Source organism: Caulobacter sp. GW821-FHT10C03, assembly GCF_059415485.1.
In genome coordinates this window covers 1-22,237 of record NZ_JBWKNI010000032.1, presented here as the reverse complement: position 1 = coordinate 22,237, position 22,237 = coordinate 1, and the positions used below count along the sequence as shown (strand labels likewise).

Here is a 22,237-nt window from a genome sequence, read left to right as displayed (position 1 = left end):
TCAGGTCCTTCCCTTGTCTGAAACTCTGGCATCCGGGGCCTCGCCAAGGTAACCAACGCCCCTTCCCGACCTTTCCAGTCCCGCGACCAAGATCCTTTCCCCATGACCGACACGACCTCCGCCGCCGTCTATGGCTTTCCCCCGCGCGAGGTGATCGAGACGCCGCGCGGCGCGATCCAGACGGCCCCGACCGTGCCGGGCGCCGAGCCGCTGGAGGGGCTGGCCGACGCCTCGCTTGACGCTTTCGTCGCCCTGGCGCCGGCCGGCGCCGTGGAGCGCCGCTATGTGCTGGCCCAGATGCTGCGCGCACTGAAGCCGGGCGGCCGGCTGACCGTGGCCGCGCCCAAGGATCGCGGCGGCCTGCGGCTGAAGAAGGAGTTGGAGGCGTTCGGCTGCAAGATCGGCGAGGACGCTCGCCGTCACCACCGCATCTGCATCACCCTGCGCCCCGAGACGCCGGCGGGTCTCACCGAGGCCCTGGCCGAGGGCGCGCCGCGCCGCATCGACGGCGAGGGCCTGTGGACCCAGCCCGGCGTGTTCAGCTGGGATCGCCTCGACACCGGCACCGCCCTGTTGATGAGCGCCCTGCCCGCCTTCTCCGGCGCCGGCGCGGACCTGGGCTGCGGCATCGGCGTGCTGGCCCACCAGGTGCTGGCCTCGCCCAAGGTGACCAAGCTCGCCCTCATCGACATCGACCGCCGGGCGCTGGACGCGGCGCGGCGCAATGTCGGCGACGATCGGGTGAGCTTCTCGCATGCCGACGTGCGGCTGGGCCTTCCGGAGCTTTCGGGCCTCGACTTCGTGGTCTCCAATCCCCCGTTCCATGAAGGCGGCGGCGAGGACAAGGCGCTGGGCCAGGCCTTCATTCGCGGCGCCGCGGCCCTGCTGAAGAAGGGCGGCGCGCTGTGGCTGGTGGCCAATCGTCACCTGCCCTACGAGGCGGTGCTGGGCGAGCACTTCACGCGGGTGCGGTCCGTGATCGACCAGAACGGCTTCAAGGTGTTCGAGGCCGTCAAATGAGCAAGCCGCTGATGGCGCGCCTGGATCGGCTGCTGGCCAATCTGGGCTATGGCGCGCGGCGCGAGGTGCAGGCTCTGGTCTCGGCGGGCAAGGTGACCTTCGACGGCGTGCCGCTGAAGGACGCCGGCAAGCGCATCGCGGTGACCGCCGACCTGCCCCAGCACCTGATGATCCGTGGCGTTCCGGTGGATCCGCCCGCCCCTCTGGTGCTGCTGATGAACAAGCCGCTGGGCGTGGTGTGCTCGCATCGCGAGGAAGGGGCCAAGATCTACGACCTGCTGCCGCGTCGCTGGCAGGTGCGCGATCCGGCGCTGTCGAGCGTGGGGCGGCTGGACAAGGACACCTCGGGCCTGCTGCTGATCACCGACGACGGCGACTTCCTGCACCGGGTGATCTCGCCCAAGCGGCATGTGGCCAAGACCTATCTGGCCAGCCTCGACCGGCCGCTGTCGGGCAAGGAGGCCGAAGCCTTCGCCAGCGGTACGCTGATGCTGGAGGGCGAGGAAAAGCCCCTGCTGCCGGCGCAGCTGGACGTGGTCGACGAGACCACCGCCCGCCTGACCATTACCGAGGGTCGCTATCATCAGGTGCGCCGGATGTTCGCGGCCATGGGCAACCACGTGGTCGCCCTGCATCGCGAGCGGATCGGCGGGATCACCCTGCCCAGCGACCTGGAGCCCGGCAAGTATCGGATCCTAAGCGCCGAAGAGGCCGAGCAGGTGTTTTCGTGAGCGACATCGAGGTCGACGCCCGGGGCCATCGCTGCCCCGTGCCGACCTTGCGGCTGCGCCGGGCGCTGGAGCATGCCCCGGCCGGGGCGACGGTGCGGCTGCTGGCCGACGACCCGCTGGCCCGCATCGACGTGCCGCACTTCGCCCGCCAGTTGGGGGCGACGCTGGAGGGGGTCGAAGACCTGCCCTCCGGCGCGATCAGCTTTCGGGTGACGAAGGCGCCTTGAGGCCGATGGCCTTGGGGCCGTCGAGCAGGGCCTGAGGCCGCTCGTCCAGGGCGATCTCGACCTCGGTGGCCAGCGCCCCGCCGAAGAACACGGCGTTCACGCTCCACGACAGCCAGATCAGGAAGATGATCACGGCCGAGATCGAGCCGTAGGTCGCGCCCAGATGCGCCACCTTCTCGACGTAGAAGGCGCTGGCCCACGACATGAAGACGCAGAACAGGGCCGCGGCGACGCCGCCCGTGATCGAGGCGCGCCAGCCGACCGGCACGCGCGACATGGCGTAGCGGTAGATCAGGGTCATGCCTACCACGAGGCCGAAGGTCGCCCAGCTCCACTCGCTCTGGATCCACGACACGCCCTGCAGCGGCCGCAGGTCCAGGGTGCTGGAGAGCAGTCGGAAGGTCAGGAAGATGCCCGACATGGCGAACAGCAGGCCGAAGGCGGCGATCAGCACGAACAGCGCCATCAGGTTGAAGCCGAAGAAGCCGCGCTGGTCCTCCTCGTCGTGGATGAACGACAGGCCGGCCAGCAGGGCCTTGAAGCCGCGATGGGCGGCGTAGACGCCGATGACCAGGATCACGAGGCTCTGCAGCGAGACGGTGTAGACCGGCGCATGGGCCAGGCGCTGCATTTCGCTCTGGAAGATCGGCCGCGCGCCGGTCGGCATCATGAAGGCCAGGGCGTCGGCCTGGCGGGCGGCTGTGCTGGGATCCAGCAGCAGGCTGTAGAGCCCGATCAGTATGGCCAGGCCCGGAAACACGGCCAGCAGGGCGAAGAACGAGACGCCGCCGACATAGAGCATGACGTCGCGCCCCCACAGCCGGGACAGGGCCAGGCCGAGGACGCGGAGAATTTCCTGGATCCAGTGGATCGGGTCGAGATCGAGGTCTCGCCAGCGGATGGGGGCCTTGGGGGGCTGCATCCGCCGGAAACTGCCTGCCGTCGCCCGGTGAAGCAACCCTTGGCGGCTAGGCTTGTCGCCAAACAGTCAAAGACGCGCCGCCTCAGGGAAAGCGACGCGTCTCCGCAGGACTTGCCTGAACCGGACGCCACATCGAGGGACGGGTTGGCGCAGCGGCCGGTTACAGGTCGAAATTAGGATTCGCCGCCTGAACCGCGCCTGAACGTGGTTGTCAGTTTGGCGGGGGCGAAGAAAAGCCCGCCCTACAGAGCGCCCGAGGCCTCCAGTTCGGCGATGGCCGCGCCATCGAAGCCCCAGTCCGACAGAGCCTGGGCGTTGTCGGCTCCGATCTTCGGCGGCGGGCCCTGGATGACGCCGGGGGTGGCCGAAAAGCGTGGCGCGGGCGCGGGCTGGATGACGCCGGCGACCTCGACGAAGGTCTCGCGGGCCTTGTTGTGGGCGTGGTCGGGGGCCTCGTCCATGGAGAGAACCGGGGCGAAGCAGACATCGGTGGCGTCCATCAGTTCGCACCACGCGTCGCGGGTCTTGGTGGCGATCACGGCGGCCAGCTTCTCGCGCAGGGCGGGCCAGTCCTCGCGGCTCATCTGGGCCTGGAAGTGCGGGTCGGTGATCCCGGTCTTCTCCAGCAGCAGCAGGTAGAACTGCGGCTCGATCGAGCCGATCGACACCCACTTGCCGTCAGCGCACTGGTAGGTGTCGTAGAAGTGGGCCCCGCCGTCGAGCAGGTTGCTCCGCCGCCCCTCGCGCCACATGCCCATGGCCTTGAAGCCGTAGAACATCGCCATCAGCGAGGCCGCGCCGTCGCTCATGGCGCAGTCGATGACCTGGCCCTGGCCGCTCTCGCGCGCATGGATCACGCCCGCCAGCAGGCCGAAGGCCAGATAGAGCGCCCCGCCCCCGAAGTCGCCGACCAGGTTCAGCGGCGGGATCGGCTTGTCCTCCGTGCCGATGGCGTCGAGAGCGCCGGTGATGGCGATGTAGTTCATGTCGTGGCCAGCGGCCTTGGCGTAGGGGCCGGTCTGGCCCCAGCCGGTCATGCGGCCGTAGACGAGCTTGGGATTACGGGCCAGGGCGACGTCGGGACCAAGACCCAGGCGCTCCATCACCCCCGGACGGAAGCCCTCGAACACCGCGTCGGCGGTCTCCATCAGCTTCAGGCAGGTTTCGACGGCGGCGGGCTGCTTGAGGTCCAGCGCCACCGAGCGACGGCCGCGGGCGGTGACATCGGCGGGCGAGGAGCGGCCCGAACCCTTGCGGTCGATGCGCACGACGTCGGCGCCGAGGTCCGACAGCAGCATGCCGCAGAACGGCCCCGGGCCGATCCCGGCGAACTCCAGCACCTTCAGCCCCGACAGCGGTCCCTGGCCCATGCGTTCCTCCCGTTTTCTGTTCTGTTGACGCCAGTAGGACCCGGCTGACGCTCGGTCAGGCAAGCCCGGCCGCAAACCACCTGTCGACAAGGTAAAGGCTGCGACCTTGCATCCCTTTGCCGCACCCCCGCCTCTGCTATGTTGGCTCGCGAATCGAGGCCCTGCGCCAGCGGAGAACGAATTTGGCGGTGAACGCCCGGATCCTGATCGTGGCGCGTGACGACACGCGGGCCGGTCCCCTTTCCGAGGGGCTGGACCGGCTGGGCTGGCGCACCATCACCGCCCGCGGCCCCTATGCGGCCCTGGCGGCGCTGGGCGATCTGCAGATCGAGGCCGTGATCGTCGACATCGACGCCGCCGGTCCCGACAGCCAGACGCTGGCTCGCCGCCTCAAGGCCGCCGTGGCCCCGCGCCGCCTGCCGGTGATCGCCATCGGCGAGCCGGGCACGGACGCCGGCCAGGCCGCCTTCGACCTGACCCTGTCGCCCCCGCTGCATCCGTCGCAGGCGGTGCTGCGCCTGGAATCCCTGGTCCGCACGGCCATCGCCGAGGAAGAGTTCGAGCTTCGCCTGACCACCTTCGGCGATCGCGGCCGCCGGCTGGACCTGCCCGAGCCCACGGCCACGCCCTATCGCGTACTGGCCATCGGCGAGCCGGCCCCGCAGTTCCTGGCCCTCTCCAACGCCCTGACCCGGGGCGGCGCGGACGTGGTCGGCGCCTTCACCGCCTACACCGCCTTCGACTACCTGCACGAGCGGGCCTTCGACGCGGTGGTGCTGTGGGCCGGCGAGAACCAGCAGGAGGCGATGTCGATCGCCGCCGGCATGCGCCGCAACACGCGGCTCTTCCACATCCCGGCGCTGCTCTACATGAACGCCGAGAGCTATGTGACGATGTCCGAGGCGTTCCATCGCGGCGTCTCCGACGTGGCATCGCCCCAGACGCCGGAGGGCGACACCGCCCGCCGCGTTATCGAGCTGGCCCGCAACTACCGTCGCGGCGAAGCCATTCGCGGCGCGCTGGAGAAGGCCCGCAGTTCGGGCCTGATGGATGCGGCCACCGGCCTCTTCACCCGTGACCTGTTCGCCGCCCACCTGGCGCGGTTGGCCGGCGCGGCGCGCGAGCGTGGACGGCCGCTGTCGATCGGCGTGCTGCGCGTCGCCGACAAGCCCGAGGTGGTCTGGGCGCGGCAGAACGGCTGGCTGGACCGGGCGATCCCGCAGATCGGCTCGATGGTCGGCCGCCTGGTCCGCGTCGAGGACACCGCCGCCCGCCTGGCGCCCGAGGTCTTCGCCCTGGCCCTGCCGGCCACCAATCTGGCCGCCGCCAAGGCCGCCGCCGAGCGCATCGCCGCGGTCATCGGCTGCACCGCCTTCGACGCCGGCGAGGACCGCAGCCCGTTCGTCTGCGAGTTCGACATCGGCGTGGCCCAGATCGAGCCGGGCGAAACCGCCATCCATGCACTGGAACGCGCCGCCTCGCTGGCGCTCCAGAAAGCCGTCTAGGAGTTAAGCCGATGGGCGTGCCGATCACCGTCGACGTCGTCGCCGACGTCGTCTGCCCGTGGTGCTATCTGGGCTGGCGGCGGGTGAAGAGCGCCCTGGCCGCCCGTCCGGACCTCGAGCCGATCGTCGTCTGGCGTCCCTATCAGCTGGATCCCACCCTTCCCGAGGAAGGCGTCGACCGCGCCGCCTACATGGCCGGCAAGTTCAAGGACCCGGTGCGGCTGAAGGCCGTGCACAAGGCGCTGCAGGACGCCGGAGCGGAAGAAGGCATCGCGTTCGCCTTCGACAAAATCGCCCTGTCGCCCAACACCAGCGCCGCCCACCGCCTGATCCGCTGGGCGCGCGGCGCGGCCGTGCAGGACGAGGTGGTCGAGGCCCTGTTCGCCGCCTATTTCGAGCAGGGCCGCGATATCGGCGATCCCGTGGTGCTGGCCGACATCGCCAAGGGCGCGGGCATGGACGAGGTGGCGGTGCTGGGCCTGCTGTCCGAAGGCGCCGACAAGGACGTGGTCGCCCAGCAGCACGCCATGGCCGTGCAGGGCGGCGTCACCGGCGTGCCGGTGGCGATCTTCGCCGGCAAGGTGGCGGTGGTCGGGGCCGAGAGCCCTGAGAACCTGCAGAAGGCGATCGACCAGGCGCTGGCCTAATTCCTTCTCCCCTTGCGGGAGAAGGTGTCGGCGACAGCCGACGGATGAGGGGTCTCTCAAACGTCGGACGCCTCATCCGGCCTGACCGCTGCACGCGGCTTTGGTATTTGAGAGACCCCTCACCCGACCCCCGCCTTCGCGGGGACCACCCTCTCCCGCAAGGGGAGAGGGATCAGGTTAGCGCCGGCTGCGCCTCGAGCCGCATCCGGTACGCCATCACCGCGGTGTGCCCCAGCTTCTCGACCAGGCGCCAGTTGACGATCGCCCCGACCGGCGCGCCGACGATCGGCAGCAGCTGGGCCAGTTTCGCCAGGTCGATATGGTCTCGGTACTGCTGCTGGAAGGCGCGCCAGTCGAAGCCGGAGAGGTCGGTCGGGTGCTGGCGCTGGTCCCAGCCGTCCATGGCCTCGAACACCCGGGCGCGGTGCCCGGAATCCGAAAAGGCCAGCTCGAAGATGTGCAGGATGTAGAGCCGTTCGGAAAGCTGCGCGCCGTCGTGGCCGAAGGCGGCGGCGATCTCGAACAGCAGCTTGATCTTGAAGCTCATCAGCAGCGGAAAGTCGGCGGCGGCCAGGACGAAGCCCCCTGCCCCGGCGATGCCGCCCTCGGCGGCGGCGGCCTTCTTCCAGCCGTCGATGGCCGCCCGCACGCGAACCAGCCGCTCGTCCAGCGTGGCCTGGACCAGCGGCGCGCCGGTGGCGAAGTCCGAACCCGTCAGAATGGCCCGGGTCATGCCCTGCATGGCGGTGGTGATGGCCGCATGGACCTTCTCCGGGATGATCCTGTTGACCTTCAGCTGAACGGCGCGGGCGGCCAGGCCCAGGGCGCCGGGCGGCTTGGTCATCTCGGCACGCCAGGCGGCGAGGTCGGCGGTGGCGGCGGTCTGGACCAGGAGGCTCTCCGGAATGGCGCGAGCCTTGCCTGAAGGTCGCTGAGAATCATGGCGGCGGGCCGATTTGACACGCCGGCCGCCGGATCATGACGCATTCCGCGCGAGGCCAAGAATCCGTTGTACCTGTCGATTGAAACGCCGACCTCGTCGCCCGTCCGTCCCGCCGTTCTGGGACGCCTGGTCGCCGGCCCCGAAGGCCACGACGCCCCGCCCGCCTTCGCGACCGGCCTGATGGGCGCGGCGACGGGGTCCGACGCCCTGCTGTCGCGGGCGGTCTCGACCCAGCTTCGCGAGTTCGCCCGCCGCCAGACCGCGCGCGAGACGGTGGCCCGCATCGCCGAGCACGCCACGCGCGGCCGGAACCAGGCCACGGTCGATCCGGCCTGGATGAACGCCTTCGTCGATCATGTCGAACGCGCCCACGGTGATAGGGCGCTAACCCTGTGGGGCATGGTGCTGGCCGGCGAGATGCTGTCGCCCGGCAGTTTCTCGGTGCACGCCATGCGGCTGCTGGCCGAGCTGCCGTCTCGGACCATCGGCCTCTTCGCCACGGCCGCCGCCCATTCGCTGAACGACGTAGTGTTCCAGGAGGCCTGCGACTTCAGCAAGCCCGAAGCCGTCGCCCTGGAGGCGGCGGGCCTGATCTCCGGCGGCGGCGACACCTTCAACCTGCCGATGGCGGCCACTTCGCTGGCGACGGTGACGATGGAGGGCGAGCACGGCCTGGGCGCGTCGCTGCCCGCACCGACCTCGTTCGGCGTCTATGTGCTGTCGCCGGTCGGACTGGAGTGGCGGCGGCTGGCCTCGAACGAGCCGGCCCTGACTCGCGCCCGCCGCATCGCCCAGGCGCTGGCCAGCCGACGCCCCGGCGCCCGCTTCCACGTGCTGCACGCCGTGGCGCCGGATGGTGCGACCGTGCTGGAAACCATCTGACCACAGCCGTCCACACGGGCGTCCACATTAGCGTCCACACCCTGGACCAGCGTCCACACCTATCGCCCGCTCTATCCCCAAGCGCGCCGGTTCGCCGTCTCGCTGTCGGAGTCCCAGCCGCCTATAGCTTGCCAACCCATTCACCATGTGACTTCGCCCCGACCTTGAGCCAGCTGAAATTGCCGTTGGAACGTCCGCCCAGCTTCGAGCGGGACGACTTCGCCGTCTCGCCGGCCAACGAGGACGCCGTGCGCGCCGTCGACGCCTGGCCGGCGTGGCCGAACGGCCGCCTGGCCCTGATCGGCCCGTCGGGCAGCGGCAAGACGCATCTGGCGCGCGCCTGGGCCGCCCAGGCCGGCGCGGTGATCATCGACGCCGCCGATCCCAACCTCGCGCCGCTGGACCTGCCCGCCCTGCGCGGCCGGCCGATCCTGGTCGAGGACGCCGACCGCCGCGCCCTGGGCGGGGTGGTGTCGGACGAAGACCTGTTCCACCTGCTGAACATGGCCGGGGTCGATGGCGGCAGCCTGCTGCTGACGGCCCAGACCGCGCCGCTGGAATGGCAGACGGTGGTGCCGGACCTGCGCTCGCGCCTCAACGCCCTGACCGCGGCCCTCATCGACGAGCCCGACGACGTGGTGCTGGAGGCCGTGCTGCGCCGCGCTTTCGCCGACCGCCTGATCCGCCCCGCCGACGACGTCTACGCCTTCCTGCTGCGCCGCATCCCGCGCAGCGCGCCGGAGGCCGTGGCCCTGGTGGCCCTGCTGGACGAGGCGGCGTCGGAAAGCGGTCGCGGAATCACCCGCGCCTTCGCCGCCCAGATCCTGGCCTTCGGCGACGAGGACAGCTTCGAGGACTGAGCCGAACACCTCGATCCGCTTGAAGAAACGGCGTTTGTCTTGCGGCTGTCATCAGGCTCGGTCACGATACGGACCGTTGCCCTGGAGTAGACGATGACCGACGCCGCCGCCCTCGCGCCCGCCCCTCACAAGGTGGAGACCGCGCCCGAGGATCGCGCGCGCCTCGTGCTCGACGAAGACCTGCTGGCCGCGCCCGAGCGGTTCTTCAACCGAGAGCTCTCCTGGCTGGCCTTCAACCAGCGCGTTCTCGAGGAAAGCGCCAACCCGCGCCACCCGCTGCTGGAGCGCCTGCGCTTCCTGTCGATCAGCGCCAACAACCTCGACGAATTCTACATGGTCCGCGTGGCCGGCCTGAAGGGCCAGGTGCGTGAAGGCGTGCGCGTGGTCAGCCAGGACGGCCTGACCCCCGGCGAGCAGCTGACCCGCATCAACGCCTCGGCCTTCGAGCTGATGAGCGAGCAGCAGAAGATCTGGCGCGAAGTGCGCGCCGAGCTGTGGGCCGAGGGCCTGAAGCTGCTGGACGCCAAGGACATCGTCGGCGCCGACCGCGAGCGGGCCGAGGAGATCTTCAAGTCGCGCATCTTCCCGGTGCTGACGCCGCTGGCGGTGGATCCGGCCCACCCGTTCCCGTTCATCCCGAACCTGGGCTTCTGCCTGGCGCTGAAGCTGCGCCGGATCTCAGACGACAAGCACCTCTACGCCCTGGCCCCGATCCCCAACCAGGTGCAGCGCTTCTGGGAGCTTTCGGCCGGCCCGCTGAAGGGCCGCAAGCGCGAACGCAAGATCGTGGCGCTGGAAAGCTTCATCATCCTGTTCCTCGACCACCTGTTCCCCGGCTACGAGGTCGAGGGCCGGGGCCTGTTCCGCCTGATCCGCGACAGCGACCTGGAGATCGAGGAAGAGGCCGAAGATCTGGTGCGCGAGTTCGAGGCGCGCCTGAAGAAGCGGCGCCTGGGCCGCGTGGTGCGGGTGAAGATCCAGACCACCATGCCCGCCGACCTGCGCGAGTTCATCACCGAGGGCCTGCGCGCCCAGCCCGAGGACGTGGTGCTGGTCGACGGCAAGCTGGGCCTGGCCCAGATGAGCGAGCTGATTCCGCCCGATCGCCCGGACCTGAAGTTCAAGCCCTATAACGCCCGCTTCCCCGAACGGGTGCGCGACCACGGCGGCGATTGCTTCGCGGCGATCCGCGAGAAGGACATCCTCGTCCACCACCCGTTCGAGAGCTTCGACGTGGTGGTGCAGTTCATCCGCCAGGCCGCCCGCGACCCGAACGTGCTGGCGATCAAGCAGACGCTGTACCGCACCTCCAAGGACAGCCCGATCGTGGCGGCCCTGATCGAGGCGGCCGACAACGGCAAGAACGTCACCGCCCTGGTCGAGATCAAGGCGCGGTTCGACGAGGAAAATAACCTGAAGTGGGCGCGCGACCTGGAACGGGCCGGCGTGCACGTGGTGTTCGGCTTCGTCGACTGGAAGACCCACGCCAAGCTGTCGGTGGTGGTGCGGCGCGAGGGCGAATCCCTGCGCACCTACTGCCACTTCGGCACCGGCAACTATCACCCGCAGACGGCCAGGGTTTACACCGACCTCAGCCTCTTCACCTGCGATCCGGCCATGGGCCGTGATGGCGGCAAGCTGTTCAACTTCATCACCGGCTACGCCCAGCCCGGCGCGCTGGAGAAGCTGTCGTTCTCGCCCCAGACGCTGAAGCCCGACCTGCTGGCGATGATCGCCGCCGAGGCGGCCAACGCGCGGGCCGGCAAGCCGGCCGGCATCTGGGCCAAGATGAACGCCGTCGTCGATCCGCAGATCATCGACGCCCTCTACGCCGCCAGCCAGGACGGCGTGCAGATCGATCTGGTCGTGCGCGGCATCTGTTGCCTGCGGCCGGGCATTGTCGGGCTGTCGGAGAACATCCGCGTCAAGTCGATCGTCGGCCGCTTCCTGGAGCACAGCCGCGTGGTGGCCTTCGCCAACGGCGCCGACATGCCCAGCGCCCAGACCCGCGCCTTCATCAGCTCGGCCGACTGGATGCCGCGCAACCTCGACCGTCGGGTGGAAAGCCTGGTGCCGGTCGAGACCCCCACCGTGCACCAGCAGGTGCTGAGCCAGATCATGGTCGCCAACCTCAACGACGAGGCCCAGAGCTGGCGCCTCGACAGCGAGGGCCACTACGCCCGCGATCCGGCCTGGGAGAGCAAGGGCGCGTTCTCGGCCCACGAATACTTCATGACCAATCCCAGCCTGTCGGGCCGCGGGCATCACGTGCAGGACCTGCCGCGGGCCTTCGACCACGTGGGTCCGAAGCGCAAGCGCTGAGGATCCGGCGCCCAAAACCTGGGGAGCGACGGCTTTCGTGACGGTTTCGTCCAAGGCCGCCGCTTCCCCTGAGCGCCGAATGCGTTAAACCAACCCCATGCCCCTCTCGGCGCCGCGCGACGCGGCCGTGATCGATATCGGCTCGAACTCGGTGCGCCTGGTGGTGTACCGGCTGGAAGGCCGCGCCATCTGGACCGTGTTCAACGAGAAGGTGCTCGCCGGCCTTGGCCGCGAACTCGGCTCCAAGAACCGTCTGGCCCCTGATGGCGTCACCCAGACGATGGCGGCGCTGAAGCGCTTCAAGGCGGTGCTGAAGGCCGTGCAGCCGGCCGAGACCTTCGTCGCCGCCACCGCCGCCGTGCGCGAGGCCTCCGATGGTCCGGCCTTCGTCAAGCGGGTGCTGGAGGAGACGGGCCTTTCGATCCGCATTCTCTCCGGCGAGGAAGAAGCCCGCTACGCCGCGCTCGGCGTGCTGGCCGGAACGCCGGACGCCACGGGCGTGGTCGGGGACCTGGGCGGAGCGAGCCTGGAGCTGGTGCGGCTGGAGACGACCGGAGCCGGCCAGGGCGTGACCCTGCCGCTGGGGCCGTTCAGCCTGGGCCTGACCGAAGGCTTCGACGCCGACCGCGTGCGCCGCCTGGCCGCCCAGCGCCTGGCCCCCGTGGCCGAGGCCTTCAAGGCCGACACCTTCCACGCCGTCGGCGGCGCCTGGCGAAACCTGGCTTTGCTGCACATGCGGCTTTCCGGTTACCCGCTGCAGGTGGTGCACCAGTACGAGATCGGCCGCGTCGAGGCCCTGGAGGCCGCGCGCCTGGTGTCGCACCAGTCGAAAAGTTCGCTCGAACGCATCGAGGGCATGTCCAAGAAGCGGATCGAGACCCTGCCCTACGCCGCCATCGTGCTGGAAAGCCTGATCGAGCGCCTGGATCTCAAGCGCATCGAGATCTCGGCCTTCGGCGTGCGCGAAGGGCTGCTGTTCGAGGCCATGCCGCCGCGCGTGCGGGGCCTGGACCCGCTGATCGAGGGCTGCGCCTCGCTGACGGCCCGCCAGGGCGTGGCCGACGACCTGGGCGTGGCGCTGCAAACCTGGCTGACGCCGGCCTTCGACAAGCTGGAGCCGCTGTTCGACGGCCGCGACGCGGTGCTGACGGCCGCCGCCTGCCGCCTGGCCGACCTCGGCGCCCGGCTGCACCCGGACCATCGCGCCGATCTGGTGTTCGAGCAGGTGCTGCGCGCCCCGATCGCCGGCCAGACCCACGCCGAACGCGCCTTCCTGGCGGCGGCCGCCTTCGCCCGCCACGCCACGGCCTTCACGCCGCCTGAGTTGGACGTTCTGGAGCGCCTGCTCAGCCCCGCCCGCATCAAGCGCGCCCGGGCCCTGGGCGCGGCCATCCGCCTGGGTTGCGACCTGTCGGGCCGCAGCCCGGCCCTGCTGTCGCGCTCGCGGCTGTCGATCGACAAGAGCGACGTCCAGCTGTCGGCCGAAGAGGGTTACGCGGCCATGCTGCTGGGCGAACAGACCGCCAAGCGGGCCTCGACCCTGGCCCAGGTGCTGGGCCTGAAGCTGAAGATCGCGCCGCTCTAGGCGCTGCGTCTCGAGCCCGCGACAGCGCGCCGCAGGCGGAACGACGTTCCGCGAGCATGGTTTGTTAGCCACGCCAAGCTGAAGCTCCTCGTCTCAGCACGGGGAGAAAGCCGGCATGCAGAAGCAAGTCGCCTACGAACATCAGGACCAGATCCAAGCGCCTTCGGCGAGCCCGCCGCAGACAAGCCCGCCACGGGGCGACATCGTACGATTGGCCAACGCCGGCTCGAAGGCCGTCGAAAGCCCCGCCAGGCGATTGCAGCAGGACGTGGCGACCGCGTTTGGCGCCAAGGAAGGCTGGTCGGTGAAGCGGACCGTCCTGCTCGGCGCGGCCTATCACCTGGTGGTGCTGGGCGCCCTGGGGCTGGCGGCCAGCCAGGCCGTGGTCCACCTGGCAGGCTGACCCAGCCTAGGCGGCGCCCAGCACTCGCACCAGGACGGCGTGCAGGGCGGCGACTTCGAACGGCTTCTCGACGAAATCCTGCATGCCCGCCGCGCGGCAGGCGGCCATCTCGGCCGAGCTGACCGCGCCGGTCACCGCCACCACCGGCGTCTGCTGGTTGAGGCCGTCGGCGCGCAGCCGGCGGGTGGTGTCCAGGCCGTCGAGGCCGGGCATGTTGACGTCCATCAGCACCACGTCGAAGCGCGTCTCGCCGGCGAGAACCAACGCGCTTTCGCCGTCGGCCGCCAGGGTGACGTCCAGACCGAAGGCCTCCAGCACCTGGGCCAGGGTGCGGCGGTTGATCTCGTGGTCGTCGACCACCAGGACAGCCGGCGCGTCGTCGAAACCGTCGGCGGACGCGTCCAGCGGCTCTGGCGCGGGCGGCTCCTCGCCGACCGGGGCCGGCAACGTGAGTACGAAGCGCGCCCCGGGTCCCTCGACCGGCTCGGCGGCGAGATCGCCGCCCATCAGGCGGGCCAGATCGCGGCTGATGGCCAGGCCCAGTCCCGTGCCGCCGAAAGTGCGGGCTGTGTCGGCGCCCAACTGGTCGTAGGCGGTGAAAAGCCGCGCCAGCTGTTCCGGACCCAGGCCCGGCCCGGTGTCGGTGACCGCCAGGGTCAGCAGCAGCCCGCCCTCGGCGCGCGGGGTCATCTCCAGCGCCACGCAGATGCGGCCCTCGGGCGTGAACTTGATGGCGTTGGACAGCAGGTTGTTGAGCACCTGGCGCAGCCGGACCGGGTCGCCCTTGATCCAGCGCGGCAGGTGGCGACCGCCGGTGAAGCGCAGCGCCAAGCCCTTGTCTCGGGCCTCGGCGCGCCAGAACCGCAGAGTGTCGCAGATCAGGATGCGGGGGGCGAAGTCGATCGTCTCGACAGTCATGCGCCCGGCCTCGATCTTCGACAGGTCGAGCAGGTCGTTGAGCAGGGCCCGCATCATCACGCCGGCGTCGGCGATCAGACCGGCCTTGCCCCGGGCCTGGCCGCGGGAAGTGCGGGCGATCTCGCCGGCCCCGGCCAGGATGGCGCTGAGCGGCGTGCGCAGTTCGTGGCTGACCATGGCGACGAAGGCGCTCTTGGCGGCGTCGGCGGCCACGGCCTGTTCGCGACGGATCTCAGCGGCCGTCCTCGCCTCGCGCTCGGCCATCAGGGTCTGGCGCGACCAGCCGAAGACCAGCGATGTGACCAGCACCATCAGTCCGCCGCCGATCAGGAAGGCCTTCACACCCACGTCCTCGTGGTTGGCGGCCAGGACCGGCGAGACGAAAAGATAGGCCAGATGCGGCGTGGCGGTGACCGCGAAGGCCATTCGCGACCCCTTGGCCCCCATCAGAGCGGTCATCACCGAGCCGGCCAGAAGCAGAGCGCCGCCAGCCGCGCCGGCGGGCAGGCCCGTTCGCCACAGCGGCACCGCCAGCCAGCCGAACGCGACGGCCAGCAGGAAGTCAGCGCCCAGGCAGGCGAGAACCCAGCGACCCGGATTTCCCTCGAAGCCGCGCAGGGCCACGGCCTGGAGACCTTGCGCCGCGAGACAGGCGAACGCCCAAGGCAGCATGAAGGAAAAGCGCGGCGCTAGGCCGATCGCCGCACAGACCATCGCGATGACAAAGAGACGCAGAGGAATCTGCTGCCGCAGGGCCTTTGCCGGTCTTGCATAACTGCGCGCGGCCCTGACCAGCCACGGATCCTGTTCCGCGTACGCCAACTCGACCTAAATCCCCAGTCTTCGGCCGTCCCCACGGCCGACATCTCCGCGACGCCCTTATAGCGTCCGGAGGTCACGATGATTTTGTCAAAACATGTCGGCCAAATGGCCGCTGTGCCGTCTTGCACAAAAGCAGCGCTTGCTCTTCGCGCCGGGTCGGCGGCGGCGCAACCCCTTTTGAGTCGCGCCGCCGGAACGACGGTATCAGGCCGGGCGCGGAGCCCGGCGAACCTCGACGACACGGACCTTGGTCCCGTCGAGCACCAGGGCCAGTTCGCCCCGCTTGATCTTCAAGGCGTCCGTGCCGAAGGCGTCGCGACGCCAGCCTTGCAGGGCCGGGGTTTCAGCCTCGTCGTCGGCCGCGATCTTTTCGAGATCCGAGACGGTGGCGATCAGCTTGGACGCCACGCCGGCCTCTTCGGCGCGAGCCTTGAGCAGAACCTTCAGCAGCTCGACCACGGCGCCGGCCGAGGGCGGCGGCGGCGGGCCGGGCTTGTCGACCACGGGGGCGTAGCCCTCGGGATCGGCCAGGGCGGCCTTGATCGCGGCCAGCAGGTCGGGACCGAACTTGCTGCCGCCGAAGCCCTTGGGCACGCCGCGCAGGGTGTTCAGGCCGTCCAGCGAGGTCGGGGCCTGGGTGGCCAGCTCGTCGATGGCCTCGTCCTTGAGGATGCGGCCGCGCGGCTGGTCGCGCTGCTGGGCGGTGCGCTCGCGCCAGGCCGAGACGGCCTTGAACACGGCCAGGTACTTGGCTTGCGTCTTGCGCGGGCGCAGGCGGCGCCAGGCCTTTTCCGGATCGACGTCGTAGGCGGCCGGATCGCTGAGCGCCTTCATCTCCTCCTCGACCCAGGCCAGGCGGCCCGATTCCTGGAGGCGATCGCGCAGCACCGGGAACAGGCGCGCCAGGTGCGTCACGTCGGCCAGGGCGTAGGCCAGCTGGGCGTCGGTCAGCGGGCGGCGCGCCCAGTCGGTGAAGCGGCTCGACTTGTCGATCTCGATCTTCAGCATCTGACGCACCAGGGCGTCATAGGCGATCTGCTCGCCGAAACCCGCGGCCATGCCGGCCACCTGGGTGTCGAACAGCGGCGTTGGCATCGCTTTGAGATTGTTGAAGATCTCGACGTCCTGACGGGCGGCGTGAAACACCTTGAGCAGGGTCTCGTCGCGCATCAGTTCGAGCAGCGGCTCGAGGTCGAGGCCGTCCGCCAGCGGGTCGATCACGGCGTCCGAAGACGGCGAAGCGACCTGAATCAAGCAGAGCTTGGGCCAATAGGTGGTCTCGCGCATGAACTCGGTGTCCACGGCGATGAAGGGCTGCCCCTTCAAACCATTACAGAACTCCGCCAGCGCGGCGGTGGTGGTGATCGGCGTCATCGGCTGCTAATAGCCTCGCGCACCCCCGAGTCTGCAAGCGTCAAGCGTTGCGGAGCAGCCACTTTTCTGTCCCAAAGCGCCCGAGAGGGTCCGCGGAGGGCCTGGAACCACAGATGAGCGACCCGATGAGCGATCCGAAGACCGACCAAGCCGGCGGCCTGACCTACGCCCAGGCGGGCGTCGACATCGATGCCGGCAACGCCCTTGTGGACGCCATCAAGCCGCTGGCCAAGGCGACCCGCCGCCCCGGCGCGGAAGCCAGCCTCGGCGGCTTTGGCGCGCTGTTCGACCTGAAGGCGGCCGGCTACGAGGACGCCCTGCTGGTTACGACGACCGACGGCGTCGGCACCAAGCTGCGGATCGCCATCGACGCGGGCATGCACGCCACGGTCGGCATCGACCTGGTGGCCATGTGCGTCAACGACCTGCTGGCCCAGGGCGCCGAGCCGCTGATGTTCCTGGACTACTTCGCCACCGGCAAGCTGGACGTCGAGACCGCCAAGAGCGTGGTCGCCGGCATCGCCGAGGGCTGCAAGCTGGCCGGCGCGGCCCTGGTGGGCGGCGAGACCGCCGAGATGCCGGGCATGTACAATGACGGCGAATACGACCTGGCCGGCTTCTCGGTCGGCGCGGTCGAGCGCGACGGCGTACTGCCCAAGCTCGAAAAGCAGCGGGCCGGCGACGTGATCATCGGCATCGGCTCGTCGGGTCCGCACTCGAACGGCTATTCGCTGGTGCGCCGCGTGGTCGAGCGTTCGGGCCTGGCCTGGGACGCCCCCTGCCCGTTTGAAGACGGCAAGACGCTGGCCGAGGCCCTGATGGCTCCGACCCGCATCTATGTGAAGTCGCTCCTGCCGCTGCTCCAGTCGGGTCGGGTCAAGGGCGGCGCCCACATCACCGGCGGCGGCCTGATCGAGAACCCGCCGCGCTGCATCGCAGACGGCCTGGTTCCTCAGTTCGACTGGAACGCCTGGCCGCTGCCGCCCGTGTTCGAGTGGCTGCAGGAGGTTGGTCAGATCGACGCCCACGAACTGCGCCGCACGTTCAACTGCGGCGTCGGCTTCATCCTGATCGTCGCGCAAGCCGACGTGGAGCCGGTGCTCGCCGCCCTGCTCAACGCTGGCGAAGACGCGTTTGTTTGCGGCCAGCTGGCCGCCGCCTAATGGCCACGCGGACCAAGGTCGCCGCCCTGATCTCGGGCCGGGGCTCCAACATGGAGGCCCTGGTCCGCGCCGCCCAGGCCCCGGACTGCCCGTTCGAGATCGCCCTGGTGCTGGCCAACAAGGCTGATGCCGGGGGTCTGGCCACGGCTGAGGCGGCCGGGATCGAGGCGCTGTGCGTGCCGAGCAAGCCGTTCGGCAAGGACCGCGAGGCCCACGAGCGCGCGGTCGACGCGGCCCTGCGTGAGCGCGGGATCGAGGTCATCGCCCTGGCCGGCTACATGCGCATCCTGACGCCGTTCCTGGTCGACGCCTGGGAAGGCCGGATGCTGAACATCCATCCGTCGCTGCTGCCCAAGTATCCGGGCCTCGACACCCACGCCCGGGCCATCGCGGCCGGGGATGCGGAGGCGGGGTGCACGGTGCATCTGGTCACGGCCGGCGTCGACGAGGGTCCGATCCTGGGTCAGGCGCGAGTGGCGATCGAAGCCGGCGACGATGACCATGCGCTGGCGGCTCGGGTGCTGAAGGAAGAGCACAGGCTCTATCCGGCGGTGCTGAGCGCGTTCGTGCGGGGGCTTTGAGATTCAGTCCGCTGCGGGCTCGCCACGGTCTTTTCCCCGTGTGTAGTCCACGCCGTAGAACCCGCCCGGATCGGCGGCTCGCAGAGCGGCGCACGCCTTCCAGGCGGCGTCCCAGTCCATCTCCTCGCTAAGCGCGCTGTCCCGACCGTACAGCCGCCAGATGGGCAGCGAGGACGCCACGGACTCGTACACCGCCTCTTCCAACGTGAAGAACCAGGCGCTGTCCATGCCGATCGATCCCTCGCCACGCCCATCTTCGCGGCTCCAGACCAAGCCCCACGGACTAGCCGGACCGAAGCCCTGCTCACAGTAGGCGATGGCGACATCGGAACGCGCGCGGTCCTCCACGACGGTCCAGCAGACGTACTGCTGGCCAGGCTCGCCATAGTCCCAGTCGCGCAGGACCGGTCTGGGTTCGACGAGCAGGCTCCTGACGTGATTCCTGACCCTTGCGTCGGCGATCGCCTCCAGCTCGCGCTCCACAAGCACGTTCAGGCGCTTGGTGTCGATCATTCCCGTCCCCATCGAGCGCCTCCTGCGCCCCAAACAAAAAGGCCGGCGGGTCGCCCCGCCGGCCTTTTCATAACCTAAAGCTCGAAAGCCTTAGCCGACGATGTCGGCGTCGGTGAAGAACTGGGCGATTTCGATGCCGGCGTTCTCGAGGCTGTCCGAACCGTGGACCGAGTTTTCGCCGATCGACAGGGCGAACAGCTTGCGGATGGTGCCTTCGGCGGCGTTGTCCGGGTTGGTGGCGCCCATGACTTCGCGGTACTTGGCCACGGCGCCTTCGGCTTCCAGGACCTGCACGACGACCGGCTCGGCGGTCATCTGGGCGACGAGTTCACCGTAGAACGGGCGCTCGGCGTGCACTTCGTAGAACTTCTTGGCCTGAGCTTCGGTCAGGTGGACGCGGCGTTGAGCGACGATGCGCAGGCCGGCTTCCTCGATCACGGCGTTGATCTTGCCGGTGATGTTGCGGCGGGTCGCGTCGGGCTTCAGGATCGAGAAGGTGCGTTCGGTCATTCCGAAAATCTCACAGAGAAAGTTTGTGAATTGGGAGGTTGCGGGCTTATAGCCGGGCGCCTCCTCCCCGCCAACCCCGCGTTCCCAACATGCTTCAGATCAACGAACTTACTTTCGACGCCTGGGGACGCCGGTTCTTCGACAAGGCGACCGTCAGCCTGCCTCCCGGCGCCAAGGTCGGCCTGATCGGCCGCAACGGCGTGGGCAAGTCGACGCTGTTCAAGCTGATCCTCGGGCACCTGGTCGCCGCCGGCGACGAGATCAGCATGCCCAAGAACGCCCGCATCGGTTCGGTGGACCAGGAGCACCCGGCCACGCCCGTGACCCTGCTCGACACCGTGCTGGAGGCCGACGAGGAGCGTCACGACCTGCTGACCCGGCTGGAGACCGCCGATCCCGAGGAGATGGGCGAGATCTGGAGCCGGCTGATCGAGATCGACGCCGACTCCGCGCCGTCGCGGGCCTCGGAAATCCTGGCCGGCCTGGGCTTCACCCAGGAAGACCTGCAACGGCCGATGAGCGAGTTCTCGGGCGGCTGGCGGATGCGCGTGGCCCTGGCCGCGGCGCTGTTCGCCGAGCCCGACATGCTGCTGCTCGACGAACCGACCAACTATCTCGACCTCGAAGGCGCGCTGTGGCTGGAAGCGCGTCTGAAGAAGTACCCGCATACCGCCCTGATCGTCAGCCACGACCGCGAGCTGCTCAACAACAGTTGCACCCACATGCTGCATCTGGCCGGCGGCAAGCTGGAGCTCTACACCGGCGGCTACGACGATTTCGAGAAGCGCCGCGCCGAGAAGGCCCGCCTGCAACTGTCGGCCAAGGCCAAGCAGGACGCCGAGCGCGCCCACCTGCAATCCTTCGTCGACCGCTTCAAGGCCAAGGCCTCCAAGGCGGCGCAGGCGCAGTCGCGGATGAAGCGCCTGGCCAAGATGGAGCCGGTGTCCACCACGATCGAGGAGCGCGTCGCGCCCTTCACCCTGCCCTCGCCGCCGCGCCCGCTGCCCCCGCCGTTGATCCGGCTGGAAAAGGCCAATGTCGGCTACGAGCAGGGCCGCGCGATCCTCAAGAACCTCAACCTGCGCATGGACCTGGACGACCGCATCGGTCTTCTCGGCGTCAACGGCGCGGGCAAGTCGACCTTCGCCAAGATGATCGCCGGCGCGCTGGACATCCAGACCGGCGAACTGCACCGCGACAAGAAGATGAAGGTCGGCTGGTTCCACCAGCATCAGATCGAGGCGATGGATCCCAACGACACCCCGTTGGAGATCGTCCGCCGGGCCATGCCGGACTCCAGCGAATCCTCGCGCCGCTCGCGTCTGGCCCAATGGGGCCTGAACTTCGACAAGCAGGAGACCACGGTCGCCAACCTGTCGGGCGGCGAGCGCGCGCGCCTGCTGCTGAACCTGGTGGCCATGGACGCCCCGCACGTCCTGATCCTCGACGAGCCGACCAACCACCTCGACATCGACAGCCGCCGGGCCCTGCTCGACGCCCTGAACGACTACGAGGGCGCTGTGCTGCTGATCACCCACGACCGTTCGCTGATGGAGCTGGTGGCCGACCGCCTGTGGCTGGCCGCCGACGGCAAGGTCGTTCCGTTCGACGGCGACATGGACGACTACGCCAAGTTCGTGCTCGACCGCGCCAAGCAGGCCGTGAAGCCGACCCAGGTGGCGCGCGAACCGGCCAAGGCCGAGACGGCGTCCGCCCCGGCCGCCAAGAAGGTCGCCATCGAGCCGCTGCGCCGCAAGGTCGAGGCGGCCGAGCAGGTGCTGAACCGCAAGACCCGTGACTTGGCCGAACTGGAAGCCCAGCTGGCCGACCCGCAGCTCTATGTGAAGACGCCGGCCAAGGTGCCCGAACTGGAGAAGCGCCGCGACAACGCCAAGGCCAAGCTCGACGAGGCCGAGGCCGCGTGGATGGAGCTGGCCGAGCAGCTGGCGGAAGCCGAGGGCTGAGGCCCCACTCGCGGTAAACGTCAATAAACCAAGAGATTTAGCCGTTCCGACAGACCTGCGGTCGTATCCCTTGCGACATGACCGCAGCCCTCGCCAGCCGCAACCACGTCGTCGCCAATCCGGAAGGATTGTCGGCCGGCTGCGTGCTGGAGGCCTTCGCCGCCTGGCTCGACCAGCGCCTGGCCGAGGCCACGCGGCTGGAGATGGACCTGGCCTTCCGCGACCGTCCGTTCGACGTCGAGATCGGCCGCGTCCCGGCCCTGGTCGGCTGGGAGCACCGCTATCTCGCCCCCGGCGCCGAGGCGCCCAAGGGCAAGATGTGGACGGTCTACCGCCTGCACGACCAGACCGGCCGCCCCAGCGAACTGGCGACCGCCCGGGCCAGCGCCGACAAGCTGGAAGACCTGACGCCCCTGCTGGGCGAGCTCGGCTATCTGGGCGTATTCGACGGCGACGCGGCGATGTTCCCGGGCGTCGGCAAGCGCTAGGCTTTTCGAGCTTCGGCTTCCAACGCCTTGACGATGCCGGGCCAGGCCGGCTTGCGAGGCTGATTCATACCTTCGAGATAGATGTTGCGGACGCTGGTCCAGCAGCGGATTCCCTCCTGCATCTCCTCACGAAAATGGGCCAGTTCGTCTGCCGGCGCGGCGTGCGCCACGCGCTCGACGTCGCGCAGCATCCTTTGCAGCACCTCGATGTTCTTTTCGCAGGCGTCGATCATCCGCCGATTGACGGCGTCGAGCGGTCGCTTGCCGGTGGCGCGGCGCAGACGGCTGCGCGGGGGTTTGGACTTGGGCATGGGGTTTCTCCGCTCCTTAGGGAACCTCCCCCTGTGGGGGAGGCGATCGCGCAGCGATCGGTGGGGGGTGTTTTTGCGAGGACGGCCAGCGTGGCGGCGGCTGAAACCGTCCCCCCACCGGCCTTCGGCCGCCTCCCCCACGGGGGGAGGTTCCTTGGGATGCGGACACGGCTTCT

Annotated in this window: 22 protein-coding genes; 14 read left to right on the top strand and 8 right to left on the bottom strand. The window is 69.4% G+C overall.

Annotated features, from left to right (window positions below):
- Positions 1–102: 102 nt before the first annotated feature.
- Genes AC07NG_RS24860 through AC07NG_RS24850 form a run of 3 tightly spaced genes read left to right on the top strand, consistent with a single transcriptional unit; the run spans position 103 to position 1,978 of the window.
- Positions 103–1,020, top strand: a complete 918-nt coding sequence (locus tag AC07NG_RS24860) for a class I SAM-dependent methyltransferase (RefSeq protein ID WP_492855478.1) — start codon at positions 103–105, stop codon at positions 1,018–1,020.
- Complete coding sequence (locus AC07NG_RS24855) at positions 1,017–1,751, top strand: pseudouridine synthase (protein WP_494597019.1); 735 nt, start codon at positions 1,017–1,019, stop codon at positions 1,749–1,751. Before AC07NG_RS24860 ends, AC07NG_RS24855 begins: the two co-directional genes overlap by 4 nt.
- Complete coding sequence (locus AC07NG_RS24850) at positions 1,748–1,978, top strand: sulfurtransferase TusA family protein (RefSeq protein WP_058349802.1); 231 nt, start codon at positions 1,748–1,750, stop codon at positions 1,976–1,978. The genes AC07NG_RS24855 and AC07NG_RS24850 overlap by 4 nt, the downstream gene beginning before the upstream one ends.
- On the opposite strand, the gene AC07NG_RS24845 is transcribed toward AC07NG_RS24850, so the two are convergent.
- Both AC07NG_RS24845 and AC07NG_RS24840 read right to left on the bottom strand, forming a co-directional pair.
- Entirely contained in the window at positions 1,950–2,900 is a 951-nt protein-coding gene (locus AC07NG_RS24845; RefSeq protein ID WP_487288682.1) for a YihY/virulence factor BrkB family protein, read from the bottom strand. The two genes, AC07NG_RS24850 and AC07NG_RS24845, sit on opposite strands and share 29 nt — an antisense overlap.
- A gap of 242 nt (positions 2,901–3,142) precedes the next feature.
- Entirely contained in the window at positions 3,143–4,270 is a 1,128-nt protein-coding gene (locus AC07NG_RS24840) for a CaiB/BaiF CoA transferase family protein (RefSeq protein WP_494597017.1), read from the bottom strand.
- Between the two features lie 182 nt (positions 4,271–4,452).
- On the opposite strand from AC07NG_RS24840, the gene AC07NG_RS24835 reads away from it, so the two are divergent.
- Positions 4,453–5,775, top strand: coding sequence for a diguanylate cyclase domain-containing protein (locus AC07NG_RS24835; protein WP_110121253.1), 1,323 nt, complete (start codon positions 4,453–4,455; stop codon positions 5,773–5,775).
- Positions 5,776–5,786: 11 nt separating this feature from the next.
- Positions 5,787–6,422, top strand: coding sequence for a DsbA family oxidoreductase (locus AC07NG_RS24830; protein ID WP_494597014.1), 636 nt, complete (start codon positions 5,787–5,789; stop codon positions 6,420–6,422).
- Between the two features lie 172 nt (positions 6,423–6,594).
- On the opposite strand, the gene AC07NG_RS24825 is transcribed toward AC07NG_RS24830, so the two are convergent.
- Entirely contained in the window at positions 6,595–7,314 is a 720-nt protein-coding gene (locus AC07NG_RS24825; RefSeq protein ID WP_494597043.1) for an EcsC family protein, read from the bottom strand.
- 117 nt (positions 7,315–7,431) lie between these two features.
- On the opposite strand from AC07NG_RS24825, the gene AC07NG_RS24820 reads away from it, so the two are divergent.
- The 5 genes from AC07NG_RS24820 to AC07NG_RS24800 all read left to right on the top strand — a co-directional run bounded on the left by AC07NG_RS24820 (position 7,432) and on the right by AC07NG_RS24800 (position 13,417).
- Positions 7,432–8,247 (top strand): DUF2806 domain-containing protein, encoded by an 816-nt coding sequence (locus tag AC07NG_RS24820; protein ID WP_494597012.1) that lies wholly within the window; start codon positions 7,432–7,434, stop codon positions 8,245–8,247.
- A gap of 128 nt (positions 8,248–8,375) precedes the next feature.
- The gene (gene hdaA, locus AC07NG_RS24815) at positions 8,376–9,107 is read left to right on the top strand and encodes a DnaA regulatory inactivator HdaA (protein ID WP_494597011.1); all 732 of its coding nucleotides are present in this window, start codon (positions 8,376–8,378) and stop codon (positions 9,105–9,107) included.
- A gap of 93 nt (positions 9,108–9,200) precedes the next feature.
- The gene (locus AC07NG_RS24810) at positions 9,201–11,429 is read left to right on the top strand and encodes an RNA degradosome polyphosphate kinase (protein ID WP_487288689.1); all 2,229 of its coding nucleotides are present in this window, start codon (positions 9,201–9,203) and stop codon (positions 11,427–11,429) included.
- A 97-nt stretch (positions 11,430–11,526) separates the two neighbouring features.
- On the top strand, positions 11,527–13,014 hold the full coding sequence (locus AC07NG_RS24805; protein ID WP_494597009.1) for a Ppx/GppA phosphatase family protein: 1,488 nt from the start codon (positions 11,527–11,529) through the stop codon (positions 13,012–13,014).
- Between the two features lie 115 nt (positions 13,015–13,129).
- On the top strand, positions 13,130–13,417 hold the full coding sequence (locus AC07NG_RS24800) for a hypothetical protein (RefSeq protein ID WP_494597008.1): 288 nt from the start codon (positions 13,130–13,132) through the stop codon (positions 13,415–13,417).
- Between the two features lie 6 nt (positions 13,418–13,423).
- Here the strand turns inward: AC07NG_RS24800 and AC07NG_RS24795 are convergent, their stop codons facing one another.
- Complete coding sequence (locus tag AC07NG_RS24795; protein ID WP_494597007.1) at positions 13,424–15,007, bottom strand: response regulator; 1,584 nt, start codon at positions 15,005–15,007, stop codon at positions 13,424–13,426.
- Between the two features lie 354 nt (positions 15,008–15,361).
- Positions 15,362–16,531 carry a ribonuclease D gene (gene rnd, locus AC07NG_RS24790; protein ID WP_110121262.1) on the bottom strand — a complete coding sequence of 390 codons (1,170 nt, stop codon included), beginning with the start codon at positions 16,529–16,531 and terminating at the stop codon, positions 15,362–15,364.
- A gap of 125 nt (positions 16,532–16,656) precedes the next feature.
- Between rnd and purM the strand changes: the two genes are divergently transcribed.
- Together purM and purN are read left to right on the top strand one after the other, a co-directional pair.
- Positions 16,657–17,694, top strand: coding sequence for a phosphoribosylformylglycinamidine cyclo-ligase (gene purM / locus AC07NG_RS24785; protein WP_494597041.1), 1,038 nt, complete (start codon positions 16,657–16,659; stop codon positions 17,692–17,694).
- Positions 17,694–18,275: a phosphoribosylglycinamide formyltransferase gene (gene purN, locus AC07NG_RS24780; RefSeq protein WP_494597005.1), complete on the top strand. Its 582-nt coding sequence runs from the start codon at positions 17,694–17,696 to the stop codon at positions 18,273–18,275. The genes purM and purN overlap by 1 nt, the downstream gene beginning before the upstream one ends.
- A 3-nt stretch (positions 18,276–18,278) precedes the next feature.
- Here purN and AC07NG_RS24775 read toward each other — a convergent pair whose 3' ends face one another.
- Together AC07NG_RS24775 and ndk are read right to left on the bottom strand one after the other, a co-directional pair.
- Positions 18,279–18,788, bottom strand: a complete 510-nt coding sequence (locus AC07NG_RS24775) for a hypothetical protein (RefSeq protein WP_494597003.1) — start codon at positions 18,786–18,788, stop codon at positions 18,279–18,281.
- A 90-nt stretch (positions 18,789–18,878) separates the two neighbouring features.
- The gene (ndk, locus tag AC07NG_RS24770) at positions 18,879–19,298 is read right to left on the bottom strand and encodes a nucleoside-diphosphate kinase (protein WP_058350417.1); all 420 of its coding nucleotides are present in this window, start codon (positions 19,296–19,298) and stop codon (positions 18,879–18,881) included.
- An 89-nt stretch (positions 19,299–19,387) separates the two neighbouring features.
- On the opposite strand from ndk, the gene AC07NG_RS24765 reads away from it, so the two are divergent.
- Positions 19,388–21,262, top strand: a complete 1,875-nt coding sequence (locus tag AC07NG_RS24765) for an ABC-F family ATP-binding cassette domain-containing protein (RefSeq protein WP_487288696.1) — start codon at positions 19,388–19,390, stop codon at positions 21,260–21,262.
- Positions 21,263–21,339: 77 nt separating this feature from the next.
- Positions 21,340–21,750: a hypothetical protein gene (locus AC07NG_RS24760; protein WP_110121266.1), complete on the top strand. Its 411-nt coding sequence runs from the start codon at positions 21,340–21,342 to the stop codon at positions 21,748–21,750.
- On the opposite strand, the gene AC07NG_RS24755 is transcribed toward AC07NG_RS24760, so the two are convergent.
- Positions 21,747–22,061, bottom strand: coding sequence for a hypothetical protein (locus AC07NG_RS24755; protein ID WP_494597001.1), 315 nt, complete (start codon positions 22,059–22,061; stop codon positions 21,747–21,749). The genes AC07NG_RS24760 and AC07NG_RS24755 overlap by 4 nt on opposite strands.
- Positions 22,062–22,237: the final 176 nt, after the last annotated feature.

Excerpts from the sequence above, each read along its gene's own strand:
- AC07NG_RS24830 (WP_494597014.1), top strand. The coding sequence starts at position 5,787 with ATGGGCGTGCCGATCACCGTCGACGTCGTCGCCGACGTCGTCTGCCCG.
- AC07NG_RS24795 (WP_494597007.1), bottom strand. The coding sequence starts at position 15,007 with ATGCTGCCTTGGGCGTTCGCCTGTCTCGCGGCGCAAGGTCTCCAGGCC.
- purN (WP_494597005.1), top strand. The coding sequence starts at position 17,694 with ATGGCCACGCGGACCAAGGTCGCCGCCCTGATCTCGGGCCGGGGCTCC.
- AC07NG_RS24755 (WP_494597001.1), bottom strand. The coding sequence starts at position 22,061 with ATGCCCAAGTCCAAACCCCCGCGCAGCCGTCTGCGCCGCGCCACCGGC.
- AC07NG_RS24775 (WP_494597003.1), bottom strand. The coding sequence starts at position 18,788 with ATGATCGACACCAAGCGCCTGAACGTGCTTGTGGAGCGCGAGCTGGAG.
- AC07NG_RS24800 (WP_494597008.1), top strand. The coding sequence starts at position 13,130 with ATGCAGAAGCAAGTCGCCTACGAACATCAGGACCAGATCCAAGCGCCT.
- AC07NG_RS24765 (WP_487288696.1), top strand. The coding sequence starts at position 19,388 with ATGCTTCAGATCAACGAACTTACTTTCGACGCCTGGGGACGCCGGTTC.
- AC07NG_RS24860 (WP_492855478.1), top strand. The coding sequence starts at position 103 with ATGACCGACACGACCTCCGCCGCCGTCTATGGCTTTCCCCCGCGCGAG.
- AC07NG_RS24855 (WP_494597019.1), top strand. The coding sequence starts at position 1,017 with ATGAGCAAGCCGCTGATGGCGCGCCTGGATCGGCTGCTGGCCAATCTG.
- AC07NG_RS24805 (WP_494597009.1), top strand. The coding sequence starts at position 11,527 with ATGCCCCTCTCGGCGCCGCGCGACGCGGCCGTGATCGATATCGGCTCG.
- ndk (WP_058350417.1), bottom strand. The coding sequence starts at position 19,298 with ATGACCGAACGCACCTTCTCGATCCTGAAGCCCGACGCGACCCGCCGC.
- AC07NG_RS24810 (WP_487288689.1), top strand. The coding sequence starts at position 9,201 with ATGACCGACGCCGCCGCCCTCGCGCCCGCCCCTCACAAGGTGGAGACC.
- AC07NG_RS24845 (WP_487288682.1), bottom strand. The coding sequence starts at position 2,900 with ATGCAGCCCCCCAAGGCCCCCATCCGCTGGCGAGACCTCGATCTCGAC.
- AC07NG_RS24840 (WP_494597017.1), bottom strand. The coding sequence starts at position 4,270 with ATGGGCCAGGGACCGCTGTCGGGGCTGAAGGTGCTGGAGTTCGCCGGG.
- rnd (WP_110121262.1), bottom strand. The coding sequence starts at position 16,531 with ATGACGCCGATCACCACCACCGCCGCGCTGGCGGAGTTCTGTAATGGT.
- AC07NG_RS24760 (WP_110121266.1), top strand. The coding sequence starts at position 21,340 with ATGACCGCAGCCCTCGCCAGCCGCAACCACGTCGTCGCCAATCCGGAA.
- purM (WP_494597041.1), top strand. The coding sequence starts at position 16,657 with ATGAGCGATCCGAAGACCGACCAAGCCGGCGGCCTGACCTACGCCCAG.